This window comes from Limnobacter alexandrii, assembly GCF_005871185.1.
Lineage (GTDB): Bacteria > Pseudomonadota > Gammaproteobacteria > Burkholderiales > Burkholderiaceae_B > Limnobacter > Limnobacter alexandrii.
The window spans coordinates 21,290-36,409 of the sequence record NZ_SWKN01000006.1 but is presented as its reverse complement, the minus strand read 5'-3'; the positions used below and the strand labels follow the sequence as shown (position 1 = coordinate 36,409).

The following is a 15,120-nucleotide window of genomic DNA, read 5'->3' as shown; positions in this document are numbered from 1 at the left end:
GCTGCTTTACACTAAGCAAAAATTAGCAAAAAGCATCAATAAAGATGCAATTACTGGAGGTGACATGTCTTATTTTTCTCAAGGTTCCCGAAGCTCCCCATGAATGTTGCTTCGCGCCTGTTGCAGGCCGGAACAACTATTCGATTTTTCAGTTGATTTTCCGACATCCTCGGTTTGAGGCTGTTTGGTAATTGCAGTCGTATTACGTCTGCTGACTCGATAATTATTTGGGGGCTACATGAACAAACATTCTTTTACTAAAACAAGAACACACGTTGCCGTGCGCAACATGATCGCTGCGGGTTTTCTTGCAGCGGCGGTAATGCCTGTGCAGGCTGCTGAATTCAAAGTTGGAGATTTCGATTTAAGCATCAACTCAACTGTTTCTGCCGGTACCAGTTTTAGGGCTGAAGGGCGAGATCGTGCTTTATTTGCAGTGTCAAACACCGATCAAAATGGAGTGCCAGGTACAGGCTTGTCTAATACATCTGACGACGGTAATTTGAACTACGACAATGGCGATACTTTTTCAACTATCGTCAAGGGTGTTCATGATTTTGAGCTGAAAAAAGACAATTATGGATTCTTCTCTCGTGTCAAATGGTTTTATGACTACGAGCAAAACAAAGGCTCAACTTATCACGGTCACGAGCCAACTGGAAATGCCCGGAATCAAAGGTTGAATGACAATGGATTCCACCCCTATGCGCGATTCGATGGAATCGATGTACTTGACGCTTTCGGGTATATAAATACTGATATTGGCGGTAAGCCGGTGGATTTGCGTTTAGGGCGACAGGTAATCTCTTGGGGTGAAAGTTTGTTTATTCAGAGCCCTATTAGTGGCCTGAATACAATTGATATTTCCGCCCTTCGTCGCCCAGGTGCTGATTTGAAAGAGGGTTTTACCCCCTCAGAGATGCTCTACATGAATTTGGGGTTGACTGACAATACTAGTCTCGAGGCGTTTTATCAGCTCAAATGGCGGAAAACTGTTTTGGAAGGGTGCGGTACTTACTTTTCTACATCGGATTCTGGGCCAGATGGTTGTGACCGCTTAGCGTTTGCTGGTCCATTGATATTCGGCGCCTCAGGCATGAGGATCGGAGATCAAATGGAGCTGGGGGGCGCATTTAATACCGTAACCCTCGGGGCGACAACATTGACACTGCCTCCAGTAGTTAGGGGTGTAGATCGTCAACCAGATGATGGCGGCCAGTTTGGATTTGCGCTTAGATCTTACGTTAGCGAATTGGATACTGAGTTCGGTGGCTATGTCATGAACTACCACAGTCGCCTGCCAACTGTGAGTTTCCGTACCTCTTCTACGCAGGGGCCAAACGGCCCTCTTCCTTACGCGTTTGGAGGCACTGACGGTACTTATGTCGTGGACTATGCCGAAGATATTTCGGTATTGGGCCTGAGTTTTGCAACCAATGTAAGCGGATGGTCTTGGGGCGGTGAATTCTCTCATGCTATGGACTTGCCAGTTCAAATTAATCAGAACCAATTGCTGCTTGGTGCTCTTTTGGGAGGTTTAGCCCCAGCTCTGGGGACTTCAACCTTTGATCAAAGAGTACAAACGACCCAACCAGGAGAGATTGCTCGAGGTTACGACGAATTCGACGTTAGTCAGATTCAAACTACCTTCATCCGGACGTTTGACCGTGCCTTAGGGTCTAGTCAAGCAGTGTTCGCGGCAGAGGTAGCGGCCGTCTATGTACATGACCTGCCGGGGCTTGATGTTCAAAAATACGGACGTAATCCTGTATTTGGGACGGCTAGACCCAACGAGGGTTTTGTTACCGATTTTTCTTGGGGCTATCGCATGCGGGGAGCTGCCACATACAGAGATGTATTCTTGGGTACAGATTTGATCCCTCAAATCGCATTTTCTCATGATGTGGATGGTTGGTCACCAGAGCCAGGAGGTGCATTCAATGAGGGCCGTCAATCCGTTGGTTTGACTCTCGGCTTCGAGTTTGACGCGAATACGAAGGCTGCTGTTAGCTACACAACCTTTACCAATGCAGCTGACTTTGACCCACTGCGCGACCGCGATTTCATTTCATTCACAGGCTCTTACTCATTCTAAGAACAGAGACACACTGGAGGAATTTTTATGTTGAAGTTTCAAACAAAACTCACAGCACTGGCTCTGGCAAGCTTGTTTGCCGTTGGTACCGCGCAAGCGGCTGTCAGCGCGCAAGAAGCGGCAAAGCTGGGCACAACCCTGACTGAATTTGGTGCGGAAAAGGCGGGCAATGCCGCCGGCACCATTCCAGCCTACACCGGTGGCCTCACCAAGGCACCTGCGGGCTACAAGCCAGGCCAGCACTTGGTTGATCCGTTCGCCAATGAAAAGCCATTGTTCACCATCACCGGTGCCAATGCCGAGCAATACAAGGCCAACCTGTCACCAGGCCAGCTGGAAATGCTCAAAAAATACCCCACATTCAAAATGAATGTGTACAAAACCCACCGCACAACGGCTTACCCCAAGAAAGTTTTGGACGCAGCCAAGAAAAACGCAACCAATGCCAAAACTGAGAACGACGGTAACGCCGTGGTCGGTTTCGAGCAGGCCATTCCTTTCCCCATTCCACAAAATGGTGTTGAGGTAATCTGGAACCACCTGACCCGTTATCGTGGTGGCGCTGCCAAGCGTGATTTCGTGCAGGTGCCTGTCGAGCGCGATGGCTCCTTCATCATTAACCGCATTGAAGACACTTTGGTGTTTCCTCGCAACTTGCCTAACTTCTACAAGGCTGGTGAAGACGACAACATCAACTTCTACTTCTATCAAATCCTGAAGAGCCCAGTGTCTGTGTCCGGCAACGTATTGCTGGTACACGACACACTGGATCAGGTGAAAGAAGGTCGCCGGGCCTGGGCTTACAACGCGGGTCAACGCCGCGTTCGCCGTGCACCACAAGTGGCTTACGACTCACCAGGGACGGCAGCTGACGGCTTGCGTACCACCGACAACTACGACCTTTACAACGGCGCACCCGACCGTTACGAGTGGAAGTTGAAGGGCAAAAAGGAAATGTACATTCCGTACAACTCCTACCGTTTGGCCAACAACAAGCTGACTTACAAGGAAATTCACCAACCGCTGCACATGAACCCAGAGCACCTGCGCTATGAGTTGCACCGCGTGTGGGAAGTGGAAGCGACCTTGAAGAGTGATGCACGCCACATTTACGCCAAGCGCGTATTCTTCGTGAACGAAGACAATTGGCAAGCCTCCATCATCGATCACTACGATGGCAAGGGCGCGCTGTGGCGCGTTGCTGAGGCGCACAACATCCAGTACTACAACGAAAATGTGCCCTTCTATGCAGCTGAAGCACTCTATGACTTGCAGTCTGGTCGCTACCTCACCATTGGTTTGACCAATGAGGCTGCTCAGCCATTCGTGTTCGACTTTACGCCTGACCGGGCAAACTACACACCAGCGGGCTTGCGTCGTCTCGGCGTGCAGTAATCGTTAGGTAAATTCAGGCTACAGGGGGCATGCGCCCTTTGTAGCCTTTTTTAATTTCAAAGGATTATCAATGTTTCTCCGGAATCGTTTTTCTAACAGGGCGGCTTCCACGCTGGTTCTTGGCGGGGTTCTGTGTGCAGGCCTCATCGGGTATGGCGGCCTGACTGCTGCGAAAGTGGATTTGCTCCAAATACCGTCAATTCCAAGCGTTAATGCAACCCGGTCGCTGTTGCTGGATGTTGAGCGCGTGGGCAACAATCTGTATGCCGCAGGCGAGTTCGGGCAAATCTTGAAAAGCGAAGACAACGGGCAAACCTGGGTTGCGGGCAAAGTGCCTGTCTCCATCACATTGGTGTCCGTGGCATTTGACAACGAAGCGGTTGGTTATGCAGTAGGCCATGACGGTGTGGTGTTAAAAACTGAAGACGCAGGTGCCAATTGGACCAAGCTGATGGACGGTTCCACCATCAATCAATTCGTGCTGGATATCGCGCAGGCCAAAGCCGACGCCTTGCAGGAACAAGTAGACAACCTGCCCGAGAACGCAGCACCTGAAGAACGCGAGCGGCTCGAGATTGCAGCCGAAGAGGCCACCTTTACGCTGGATCTTGCGCAGGGCGATTTCGAAGTGGGTCCCTCCAAGCCTTTGCTGGATGTGATTGTGAATGGCAATGGCACCGTGTTTGTGGCCGGCGCTTACGGGCAGTTGCTAAAAAGCACTGACCAGGGAGCAAGCTGGACATACCTGGGTGACCGCACCAACAATTCGACCAACTACCATTTCAACACCATGATGTTGAGCAAGACCGGAGAAATCTGGGTGGCCGGGGAGCAGGGCACGGTGCTGGTTAGTGCTGACGAAGGTGAAACCTGGACGGCACGAAAAATTGATTACGATGGCTCTGTTTTTGCCCTGATCGAAGCGCCCGACACGCGCACCGTGGTCGCAGTGGGTCTTCGCGGCAATGCGTTTAGACTTCCTTTTGGCAGCAGTCAGTGGGAAGCCGTGGAAACCGATTTGCGCGAAACTTTCAATGGGGCAACCGTGTTGACTGATGGTTCCATGGTGGTGGTGGGGTCGCGTGGCATTTTGGCGCGCAGCACCGACGACTTCCGAACCATTCAAGTGACGCGTCGTTCCGACAAACTGCCCTCAGCCAGTGTGGTGCAGTTGAATGACCAGGAAATTCTGTTGGCGGGTATGCGGGGTTTCAAAACCTTGTCCCTGTCTGAATTCAAGTAAACAGACCCCTCAAACGGACTCAATTAAAAATGACTTCTCCAGATAAAAACATCCAGGCAAACGCGCCGTTTGCCGAGCGGTTGATCTTTAATAATCGCTTGCTCGTCATTGTGTTGATGGTGTTGGCCACTGCCGTGTTGACGTGGCAGGCAACTCAACTGAAAGTGGCGGCCAGTTTCGAGAAAATGATCCCGACCAAACATGAGTATGTGGTCAATTTCCTTGAGAACAGGGCAGACCTGACCAGCCTTGGCAACGTGGTGCGTGTCACCGTGCAAGCCAAGGAGGGCGACATATTCACGCCGGAATACCTCGAAACCCTGAAGCAGGTGACCGACAAGGCCTTTTATATCCCGGGCGTGAACCGACCTGAAATGGCGTCTTTGTGGACTGCGAATACACGTTGGACTTCTGTAACTGAGGAAGGACTGGAAGGTGGACAGGTGATTCCCGCCACCTACAACGGCGATGCGGAAAGTATTGCGCAAGTGCGTCAGAACGTGGAGCTGTCAGGCCAAATCGGCCGCTTGGTGGGCAACGACTTCAAAAGCACCATTGTGTACCTGCCTTTGCTGGAAATTAATCCGGAAACCGGCAATCGCCTGGATTACAAAGAGTTCTCCGAGCGCATTGAAACCGAACTTCGCGATGAATTCAATTCCGACAAAATCGAAATTCGCGTAACAGGTTTCGCAAAAATTGTGGGTGACCTGATCGAAGGTGCAACGCAGGTTGTCATGTTCTTTGGTGTGGCAGTGCTGATCACCCTGGTCATGTTGTTCCTGTATTCACGCAGTGTAAAAAGTACCATTGCAACCCTTGCCTGCTCAATCACGGCTGTCATCTGGCAGTTGGGTTTGCTGAACGCATTGGGCATGGGGCTTGATCCTTATTCCATGTTGGTGCCTTTCCTGGTGTTTGCCATTGGCGTAAGCCATGGCGTGCAAATCGTCAATGCAATCGCTCACAAACAGGGTGATGGTCACAACAAATTGAATGCGGCACGCCTGGCGTTTCGTGGTTTGTACATTGCCGGCCTTACCGCCCTGTTGTCTGACGGTTTCGGTTTCGCCACCTTGATGGTGATCGATATCCCAGTGATTCGAGACCTTGCGATTGCCGCCTCTGTGGGTGTGGCCGTTATTATTCTGACCAACCTGGTGTTGTTGCCATTGATCATGAGCTACACCGGTGTGGATGAAAAAGCAGTTACCAAGTTGCAGCAAGACGAGTCTGGCGGCAACAAGCTGTGGCATTTCATTTCCGGTTTTGCCCAGGCCAAAATGGCCAAGGGAGCACTGGCAGTGGGCTTGGCTTTGCTGGCCGTGGGCTTGTGGGGTAATGCCAATGTACAAATTGGCGACCTTGACAAAGGCGCACCAGAATTGCGGGCAGACTCCCGCTACAACCTTGATAACGCTTATGTCACCGACAACTACTCCACCAGCACTGACGTGTTTGTGGTCATGGTTGAGACAGAAATGGATGGTTGTATCAAGTACAACACCCTGGCTGCGGTGGATTTGTTCCAGTGGACCATTGAACAGGTGCCAGGTGTTCAAAGCAGTATTTCATTGGCTGATCGTTCCAAGTTTGTCATCAGCGCATACAGCGAAGGCGATATCAAATGGAATGCACTGAACCGCAACCAGTTTGTATTGAACGGCACCATCAGCGGCATGAACTTGTCAGATGGCTTGTTCAGTTCCGATTGTTCCTTCATGCCCATTATCGTCTTCCTCGAAGATCACAAAGCCGACACCTTGAAGCGGGTTGTGGCTGCCGCTGAAGACTTCATTGCGAACAATGACACAGGCGATGCAGTGTTCAAACTGGCGGCCGGCAACGCGGGTATCGAAGCTGCGACCAATGAAGTGGTTGAGCGCGCTCAAACCGAAATGTTGATCTGGGTTTACAGCGTGGTGGCTATTCTGGTGTGGCTGGCTTTCCGTTCCGTGCGCACGGTCATTTGTATCATTGCGCCATTGGCACTCACCTCGCTGCTGTGTTCTGCACTGATGGTGGTGCTGGGTATCGGTGTGAAAGTGGCCACTCTGCCAGTGATCGCCTTGGGCGTGGGTATTGGTGTGGACTACGGCATTTACATCTATGGCAAGCTTGAGGAGTATTTGAAGCAGGGCATGCCATTTGCCGATGCCTACTTTGAAACCCTCAAATCCACGGGTAAGGCGGTTGTGTTTACTGGTCTTACCCTGGGCATTGGTGTAGCCACCTGGGCATTCTCGCCCATCAAGTTCCAGGCTGACATGGGCTTGTTGCTCACCTTCATGTTCTTGTGGAATATGGTCGGTGCAGTAGTATTCCTGCCCGCGCTGGCTTACTTCCTTGATCGTCGTGGAGAAAAAGTGTAATTGTTGTAAGAAAGCAGTAAGTTATTGAAAAAACGGGCTTTATCGGCCCGTTTTTTCATTTCTACACAGTTCATTTGAGGGGGTTGTGTACAACTGTTAGCGCCGCCACAATCGAGTCTCATTCATACGGAGCATTGTTTGTTGGACCGCGTCGATAACCTACAACTGGTCAGTGGACGATTGCAGGATGTGTTCGACTGTCAGCAGCGAACTTATCGGGCCAATCCCAACCCCAGTAAACAAGAACGCATCAGCAACCTTGAATTGCTTGAAGAGATTATTCTTCGCAATGAAAGTTGCTTGCTCGATGCCATGTCGGACGATTTCGGCCATCGGTCTCGCCATGAATCGACCATGCTCGACATCATCAGCAGCCTGGCCGCAGTTCGACACAGCCGCAAACATGTGGGTTTGTGGATGAAGCATCGCAAAGTGCCCACGCCTTTGCAAATGCGTCCGTCCGTGTCGTACATCAGGCCACAACCCTTGGGTGTGATTGGCATTATCACCCCCTGGAACTTTCCGGTGTACCTCAGCTTTGCTGGTTTGGCCTCGGCATTGGCAGCGGGTAACTGCTGCATGCTAAAGCCCAGCGAGTACAGCCCAAGAACGTCTGCACTCATCGCCCGTTTGCTTGAAAACAATTTTGGTGAAGAGCATGTCGCGGTGATTGAAGGCGACGAAACGGTGGCGGAAGCATTTTCACGTTTGCCGTTTGATCACCTGTTGTTCACCGGGTCTCAAAGGGTGGGGCGCCTGGTGGCCAAAGCCGCTGCCGAGAACCTGACCCCGGTAACACTTGAAATGGGTGGTAAGTCACCTTTGATTGTGGCGCCCAGTGGCAATGTGGCACAAGCTGCTGCATGCGCTGCACATGGCAAAATGGTTAATGCTGGGCAGGTGTGTGTTGCACCCGACTACGCCATGGTGCATGAAAGCCAATTGCGGCGTTTTATCTCTGAGGTCAAACGCGCTTCTTACAAACAATACCCCACCATTCGACACAACCCCGATGTGTCCTGTGTGATCAACTCAAAGCACATGGCCCGCTTGCGCGATCTGGTCGAGGATGCGCGAAAAAAGGGTGCTGAAATCATTGAGATCAATCCGGCTCACGAGGTGTTTGAGCCAGCCGCCAAAAAGTTTCCCCTGACTTTGGTGGTGAATCCAAGCCCCGACATGCGCGTGATGCAAGAAGAAGTGTTCGGTTCTATTTTGCCAATTCTTTCTTATCGAACCCTTGAGGAAGCTGTTGCCCTTGTTCAATCCAAGGAAAGGGCGATTGCGCTGTATCTGTTTGTTAGCAAAAACGCAGAAAAAGAAATGGTGCTTGGTCAAACCGTGTCGGGCGGTGTCACCGTAAATGACGCCATGTGGCATGTGTTAAATGACAATATGCCCTTCGGTGGCGTGGGTGCCAGCGGCATGGGCGCCTATCACGGCTTGGTCGGTTTCAATGCAATGTCTCAACTTAAGCCTGTTCTCGAACAGTCCAGGCTCAATGCAGCGTCATTGCTGCGCGCTCCCTATGGCACAGTGTTCGAAAAAGTTGTTACAGTATTGAAAAAAATCGTCTAAAGGGAGTGTTCACATGCGTCGGGTGGTCTTTAACCAAAAAGGTGGGGTTGGGAAATCTACCATCACCAGCAACCTGGCGGCCATATCGGCCAACAGCGGCCTGAAAACCCTGTTGATCGATCTTGATCCTCAAGGCAACAGCACCCAGTACATCATGGGGCGCGGCGCGGCTCCTCTTGAATACTCCCTGGCTGATTTTTTTGATCAGGCTTTGAACTTCAAAATTCGCCCCAAGAAAAGCGCAGAATTTGTGGTTGAAACACCGTACGAGAATCTCGACTTGCTGGGTAGCCACCCCGCACTTGAAGAACTTCAGGTCAAACTGGAGTCACGTTACAAAATTTTCAAATTGCGTGAAGCCCTTGACGAGTTGAAGGGGCAGTACGATCGTGTCTACATCGACACCCCCCCGGCCTTGAATTTCTTCTCGCGTTCTGCGCTTATTGCCGCCGACTCTGTGCTCATTCCCTTCGATTGCGATGAATTCTCTCGCCGCGCCCTGTACAACCTGCTGGACGCGCTCAACGAGATTCGAGCCGACCACAACCCCGCGCTGAATGTTGAAGGCATTGTGGTCAACCAGTTTCAGCCCCGTGCAAGCCTGCCGCAAAAACTGGTTGCTGAATTGCTGGAAGAGGGTCACCCGGTGTTGAACACCTGCCTTTCCTCGTCCGTTAAAATTCGGGAAAGCCACGATGCCGCAAAGCCAATGATTCACTTCATGCCGTCGCACAAGCTGAGTCTGGAATTTTTGGCCATGCACACTGAAATTGAAGCGGCGGCTGCGAAGGGCAAGAAAAAGGTTGCCTGATTTGTCAATTCCGGGTTTGTCACATTCCTGAAACCTGTAAACATCACACTCACAGTTTGAGATCAATTCAACGTGAGTGTATCCAATGCGCCAAGCCATGGTGTGGGTCAACAAGCTGGGTGGGCAGTTCAAAGCTGCCCGTCAGCAGCGCCTTCAGAAAAAACTTCAAAAACGCCTGGGTAAACTGGTGTCTTACGGATTGTCCTGAGGGCTACACTCAATCCCCGCTCTGCCTAGGCTGTTTTGCTTAAATCTCTCGGTCCGTCTCAAAATCCCCTGCTGCGTAAACTCGCACGCGGGTTGGCCCGCTTGTCCAGTGCGATGGGTTGGTTGTCGGTTCGTTACCCAACGTACACGCTTGAAGATCGACTGCAACAATTCAAGGCTTTGAACCTGCCTTTCGCTGAAGGCACCTTCATTCGGTTCAATGAATTCTTTGTTCCCTATGTGGTCTCTAATTCCGACCGCGACGGTGCATTTGCACTTGGCACCATTACAGAATTTCAACGCGGACCGCAGCTGCAATTTCTCAAGCGCCTCGCCCAAGGGCGTTTGGCCGAAATGGGAGGGCGTGGGTTTGTTGATATGGACCATCTTATTCGTCTGCTCGATTTTGGTCGGGCTGCGCCTGAAATTTGGGCCAGGATGCCCAAAAAAAGCCAGGAATGGGTTGAAGGCTTCGTGGCCGGGCTTAACTGCGTGCAAGCACAACGGAAGCGCGGGGTGGATGAAAAGTTCTTGGGTATTCAACCTGAACCGTACTCGCCCTTGGACATTCTTTTGTTTGGTCGGCTGGCCGGCGCAGACGTGAACTGGCCCATTTACTTTTCATTGATCGAACATCGCCTGTCCGGCGATTTCATCGAATGGTGGAACCGGCTTCGCCGAGTTGGGGCCGGCGTGTCCACCAGTTTCGACAATCCCAACTCAAATAAGCCCAGTACTGCCCAACAAATCGGCGAGTTCTTGAACAGCCTGTCTCGCTCCGGCAGCAATTCTATTGTGGTGCATGGCACGCGCACACAAAGCGGCAAGCCATTGATGGTTAACGACCCCCACTTGGGTCAACACTTGCCCAATGTCTGGATGATGGTGGGGCTACGCACACCCACTTACCAGTGTGTGGGCCTCATGTTCCCGGGCGTGCCAATTTTGGGGTTGGGCAGAAATGCAAACCTCGCTTGGGGCGGCACGAATTTGCGTGCAGCATCATCAGACTTGGTACGTCTTGATGACAGCACCTTGCACAACACCGCCGAGCAAGTCGTAAAAATCCGGGTGCGGTTTTCTTGGTCCCGAACCAGGAAACTCAGGTTCTCCCCCCATGGCCCGGTGCTCACCGATTGCGCTGCATTGGGTCGCTTGTGTGGCAAAGACAACCTGGCCTTGCGCTGGGCAGGGCATTGGCCCACCGATGAAATCACCAGTTTTCTACTGGGCATGCAGGCGCAGAATGTGGAGCAGTTACAACAGGCCATGCATGGCGTGGGGGTAACACCTCTCAATGTGCTTGGGGCCGACACAGATGGAAACATTGGCCATGTGCTGGCGGCTACTTTGCCCAAGCGGCCCGGTTTCCCGGAAAATGACTGGGTGCTGCCCGAGGCCCTGGCCAGCGAACACTGGTCAGAGCAGTTGTGTGCCCGCGATTTCCCCAGTGTCATCAACCCCGCCGCTGGTTTCATCGTGTCTGCCAACAACCGGCCTTCAGAAGTGACGGGGCTTGGATTTTTGTTCAACGGCGATGATCGCGTCATGCGGGCGCGGGCCCTGTTCAATTCCCAAAAGCGATTAAGTCCCCAAAGCCTGTTGGCTTTGCAGCTGGATGTGACTTCTCCGCTGGCCGACCAGTTGTCCAGTCAACTGGCTGAATTTTGCCGCCCTTTTTTGTGCAACAGTGAACAGACTGTGTTGTGCAATTCAATTGATTTGTGGGGTGGCGCTTACACGGCCGACAGCTTTGCTGCACTTCAATTCGAGTTTTTGTTGGCGGCCTTGATCAAAGAATTGTCGGTTTTGCGCCACGCAGGCAGAATGCCCAGTTTGATGGATCAATGGTCCTATCTCACATCCTGTCTGATGGAAGATCTCGAGAGTCTCGCCGATTCAGAACGCGAGAAAATAGTGCCAAAGTGTGTGGATGAGGCAAACCGCAGGGCCCAACACTGGCAGCTTTGGGGCAATTTGCACAAAATCCGTTTGCGTCATGTGCTTGGGCATGTGCCCTTGTTGGGTAAGCTTTTTTCTTCGAAATCCTTTCCGGCTGCGGGTTCCCGAGAAACCTTGATGAAAAATGCACACAATTTGATTCGGGGTTTTGATGAAACCAGCTATGGTTCTCAAAGCAGGCATCTATCGGATCTTGCTGATCCTGACGAGAATTACTTTGTTTTACTGGGCGGGCAAGACGGCTGGGTGGGCAGTCAACTGCTCACCGATCAAATACCTCTGTGGCAAACACGGCAAAGCATACCCATGCCGTTGCGGCCAAGCCGCATTGAACAACTTTTTCCCCACTGCATTGGCAGGTTAGAATAAATTCTCGATATTGCTTTAATTTCCTATTGCACAGGATGTCCACCCATGAAGACCATCATCATTAGCAGCCGCAAAGGCGGGGCTGGCAAAACAACGCTTTCCTTGAATTTGTCGGCCCTGGCCAGTCAGCAAGGCAAGAAAAAAGTAGCATTGCTCGACCTCGATCCCCAAGGCTCCAGCAGGTTTTGGGACTCGCTGCGCGAGGCGGACTATCCTGATGTACGCAAGGTGGGTTTCAACGACATTGTGATCGAGCTTTCCGAGCTAGAAGATGAAGGGTATGACTATGTCTTTGTTGACATGCCTCCCACGGATAAAAAATGGGTCAAGGATGCCTTGGAGCATGCGGACCTGGTGTTGATTCCCACCAAGGCAAGCCCGCTGGACATTCACAGCGCAAGCAGCACCCTCGAATGGGCTTCCGATGCTGGCAGCAAGGTTACCTGGGTCATCAACGGTGCCTCAGTATTCAGCAGCACGCCTGAAATTGTTTTTGAGCAACTTAAAGCCACTGCCAAAATTTGCCGCACCATCGTGCACGAGCGCAACGACTTTGTGATCAGTGTGGGCCTGGGCAAATCAGTCAATGAATTTGCGCCCAACTCCAAGGCGGCTGCGGAAATTGAAAGCTTGTGGCGGGAAGTCAAGGGCCTGCTCGGCAGGGGCTAATATTTGGTTCTGCACCAAAACAGGCCAAATTGCCCTTGAGTTTCTGGCACCTTAATTGCTAAACAACCTCCAAACACCAAAAGGAGGGGGCAATGACCACGGTGCTGATTGTCGATTCGGACCAAGATTCGCGCCTGGCGCTGGAAGCACAATTAAGTGCTTCTAACCAGTTTGAGCGAGTTTTGTCTTGCGCTGGCTTGCCTGCCGCGGAACGCTCGATTGACCAATATTCAGTAAAAGTCATGTTGGTTGACGCCGAACAGGCCAGTCAATCTTCTTTGCTTCACCAAATCAAAGCCAACAATCCCGAATTGGGCGTTGTTTTGCTCCAAGGCAAAACAGGCGTGCTTGATAGCGCAACCTTGCAGGAATTGGGGGCTCACGCGCAAACCTCCCGATTGGCTGCACCCATGGAAATCATTGCCAGTGTGGCCAAAGCCTTGGTGGGACGTTTGGCGCCGGGCAAGCGAATTCTTGGCAAGTTTCTCAAAGACGGCAAGTAGGCCCAACACCGCAAAACTTGATCTGACTGCGCAATCGCCCTTAGCTTGCGATATCAAATTCAAGCTTTTTGATGCAAAATCAGGCTTGTTTGCCTTCGCCGCACCAACATGTCTTCATTCAATTCCAAGCTCGTATCTCCGTCATATCGCCAGCGCGGGGTCATGACCATCCTCACGGTGTTCACCATGTTGATGGCGGTGGGCGCTTTGGCCGTATTGGGCCTGGGTCAAGTGGTGTGGGAAAGGGAAGAAGTGCAGCGCATTGCCGATCTGGCTGCCAAGACTGCGGCAAGCGACATTGCCAATTCATCCCAGGGTTTCACGGCGGCGGTGGATTATGCAAGGCGCAATGGCCTGGATGACGCCAGTGACAGTATTTCGATCAATTGCAACGTTCGGGGCACTGACACCTTGCTGCCCGCCAACGCCTGCGAACGTTCAGTTTTGGTGCGCGTGGTGCGCAATGTGCCCGCCGCCTTTCTGGGCACTGAATCCGTTGTGGCGGTGGCCGAAGCCACTGTCACCCCGGTTATCTCGGGTTTGGTAGGTACCAATCTGTTGGCCTTGAATCTGAATGGTTCGGGTCTTTCTCCGCTGATGAGCGCCATCGGCTCTGAATTGCGTCTGAACTTGCTGGGTTTCCAGGGGCTGTTGGCTTCGAATGCCCAGGTTGATTTGTTGCAGTTGGGCGTGGAACTGGGCGTGTTCAGTGCAGGCGATCAACTGGACATGGCGCGTTTGCTGAATACAGAGGTGACGGCTGCGCAACTGTTGGATGCAGCACTGAACGTTGCTGGTCCTGACGCCCCGGTGGTGGCTATACCAGGCAACGGTCCGGTCGATACGGTTGATTTTCTTTTGAGTCAAATACTGTCAGCAGACACCAGCGGCGATTCCGAATTTGCGGGCACCTCAGTGCGTCTGGGCAATTTGGCGTTTGCATCCAGCTTTGCGGCGGCCAGTGGCGTTGGGGGCAACGGCATTCGCCTGAACTTGGGCAATACACTCAATGTGTCGGTACTCAATCCTCCCCAATTGTTTGTGGCCACCAAATTGAACACGGATGGCAGGGTGATTGCCACGGCCCGCACTGAGCAGTTGGCTGTATCGACCCGAATCGGCGTGTTGGACCTCACCGTCACAGCGGGTGGCGGCTCCGTCGACATCAAGGACATTGATTGCCGATTGCCCCAATCCGACTCATCGGTTGCGGTCGACCTGGATTCAACACCCATTGCCGCCGCGCTGCGTTTGCCATCACTGCCGCTGTTGGGGCAGAGATCGATCAATGCGAATGTGGGCAGCGGCAGCGCAAACGACGTGTCGATGGTGGGTTATCCCGATCCGATTGTCACAACCTCTTACAGCTTCGAAGCCTCACAGGGTGTGGGCAATTTGCTGACGAATTTGAATACCGGTGTCAATGCGCTCAACGGAATACTGACTGTGCTGGCAACCAACCCGGTTTTGCGGGGCGCATTGAACTCATTGGGCAGTGGGCTCGATGAAATTTTTGAAGTGTTGGGGCTAGAAGCCAATGAAGTTTATGTTCAAGTCGACAACATGGATTGCTTCAACACGGCAGTGCTCACCCGTTGAGTTAAACTTCGCTCATCTCAATATTAATAACGGCAGGGGACACGCATGGGTGAACAACGGGTTTGGTACGGGCTGCAAGCAGGCTTGGTGGTTTTTTGGCTGATTGTTCCCTTGGTTGGCCTTTTGGGTTTTCATGTTCCTTTTCTCACACTGTTTGCCGCCATCATTTTGTTGGCGCATGTGCTTGAAATTCCCTTGGCCATTAATCGCCTGCGAGCACTGAACTTGCCAGTCGGTAAAGTAGTTATGAAAACACTGGTGTTTGGTTTCACTTGGTGGCTACCCCTGAGCAAGGGCTACACCAAGGAATAAGGCAA

General features: G+C 52.1%; 12 protein-coding genes. All 12 read left to right on the top strand.

Annotated features, from left to right (window positions below; translation table 11 throughout):
* The first annotated feature begins 238 nt into the window (after window positions 1-238).
* A complete protein-coding gene (locus tag FCS97_RS00415) occupies window positions 239-2,095 on the top strand; it encodes a DUF1302 domain-containing protein (RefSeq protein WP_138515581.1) in 1,857 nt (618 codons plus the stop codon).
* A 27-nt stretch (window positions 2,096-2,122) separates the two neighbouring features.
* Window positions 2,123-3,490, top strand: coding sequence for a DUF1329 domain-containing protein (locus FCS97_RS00410; RefSeq protein ID WP_138515579.1), 1,368 nt, complete (start codon window positions 2,123-2,125; stop codon window positions 3,488-3,490).
* A gap of 70 nt (window positions 3,491-3,560) precedes the next feature.
* Window positions 3,561-4,733 carry a WD40/YVTN/BNR-like repeat-containing protein gene (locus FCS97_RS00405; RefSeq protein WP_138515577.1) on the top strand — a complete coding sequence of 391 codons (1,173 nt, stop codon included), beginning with the start codon at window positions 3,561-3,563 and terminating at the stop codon, window positions 4,731-4,733.
* A gap of 29 nt (window positions 4,734-4,762) precedes the next feature.
* Window positions 4,763-7,105, top strand: coding sequence for an efflux RND transporter permease subunit (locus FCS97_RS00400; RefSeq protein ID WP_138515575.1), 2,343 nt, complete (start codon window positions 4,763-4,765; stop codon window positions 7,103-7,105).
* A 141-nt stretch (window positions 7,106-7,246) separates the two neighbouring features.
* Window positions 7,247-8,683, top strand: a complete 1,437-nt coding sequence (locus tag FCS97_RS00395; RefSeq protein ID WP_171035101.1) for a coniferyl aldehyde dehydrogenase — start codon at window positions 7,247-7,249, stop codon at window positions 8,681-8,683.
* A gap of 13 nt (window positions 8,684-8,696) precedes the next feature.
* Window positions 8,697-9,494, top strand: a complete 798-nt coding sequence (locus tag FCS97_RS00390) for a ParA family protein (protein WP_138515571.1) — start codon at window positions 8,697-8,699, stop codon at window positions 9,492-9,494.
* 85 nt (window positions 9,495-9,579) lie between these two features.
* Entirely contained in the window at window positions 9,580-9,702 is a 123-nt protein-coding gene (locus FCS97_RS16745) for a hypothetical protein (RefSeq protein ID WP_256366096.1), read from the top strand.
* 101 nt (window positions 9,703-9,803) lie between these two features.
* Window positions 9,804-12,032, top strand: a complete 2,229-nt coding sequence (locus FCS97_RS00385) for a penicillin acylase family protein (protein ID WP_138515570.1) — start codon at window positions 9,804-9,806, stop codon at window positions 12,030-12,032.
* A gap of 45 nt (window positions 12,033-12,077) precedes the next feature.
* Window positions 12,078-12,701, top strand: a complete 624-nt coding sequence (locus FCS97_RS00380) for a ParA family protein (protein ID WP_138515567.1) — start codon at window positions 12,078-12,080, stop codon at window positions 12,699-12,701.
* A 92-nt stretch (window positions 12,702-12,793) separates the two neighbouring features.
* Entirely contained in the window at window positions 12,794-13,204 is a 411-nt protein-coding gene (locus FCS97_RS00375; RefSeq protein ID WP_138515565.1) for a DNA-binding transcriptional response regulator, read from the top strand.
* A 162-nt stretch (window positions 13,205-13,366) separates the two neighbouring features.
* Complete coding sequence (locus FCS97_RS00370) at window positions 13,367-14,803, top strand: pilus assembly protein TadG-related protein (protein WP_138515563.1); 1,437 nt, start codon at window positions 13,367-13,369, stop codon at window positions 14,801-14,803.
* 45 nt (window positions 14,804-14,848) lie between these two features.
* Window positions 14,849-15,115 (top strand): hypothetical protein, encoded by a 267-nt coding sequence (locus FCS97_RS00365; protein WP_138515561.1) that lies wholly within the window; start codon window positions 14,849-14,851, stop codon window positions 15,113-15,115.
* Window positions 15,116-15,120 lie beyond the last annotated feature (5 nt).

Excerpts from the sequence above, each read along its gene's own strand:
- FCS97_RS00415 (WP_138515581.1), top strand. The coding sequence starts at position 239 with ATGAACAAACATTCTTTTACTAAAACAAGAACACACGTTGCCGTGCGC.
- FCS97_RS00410 (WP_138515579.1), top strand. The coding sequence starts at position 2,123 with ATGTTGAAGTTTCAAACAAAACTCACAGCACTGGCTCTGGCAAGCTTG.
- FCS97_RS00405 (WP_138515577.1), top strand. The coding sequence starts at position 3,561 with ATGTTTCTCCGGAATCGTTTTTCTAACAGGGCGGCTTCCACGCTGGTT.
- FCS97_RS00400 (WP_138515575.1), top strand. The coding sequence starts at position 4,763 with ATGACTTCTCCAGATAAAAACATCCAGGCAAACGCGCCGTTTGCCGAG.
- FCS97_RS00390 (WP_138515571.1), top strand. The coding sequence starts at position 8,697 with ATGCGTCGGGTGGTCTTTAACCAAAAAGGTGGGGTTGGGAAATCTACC.
- FCS97_RS16745 (WP_256366096.1), top strand. The coding sequence starts at position 9,580 with ATGCGCCAAGCCATGGTGTGGGTCAACAAGCTGGGTGGGCAGTTCAAA.
- FCS97_RS00380 (WP_138515567.1), top strand. The coding sequence starts at position 12,078 with ATGAAGACCATCATCATTAGCAGCCGCAAAGGCGGGGCTGGCAAAACA.
- FCS97_RS00375 (WP_138515565.1), top strand. The coding sequence starts at position 12,794 with ATGACCACGGTGCTGATTGTCGATTCGGACCAAGATTCGCGCCTGGCG.
- FCS97_RS00370 (WP_138515563.1), top strand. The coding sequence starts at position 13,367 with ATGACCATCCTCACGGTGTTCACCATGTTGATGGCGGTGGGCGCTTTG.
- FCS97_RS00365 (WP_138515561.1), top strand. The coding sequence starts at position 14,849 with ATGGGTGAACAACGGGTTTGGTACGGGCTGCAAGCAGGCTTGGTGGTT.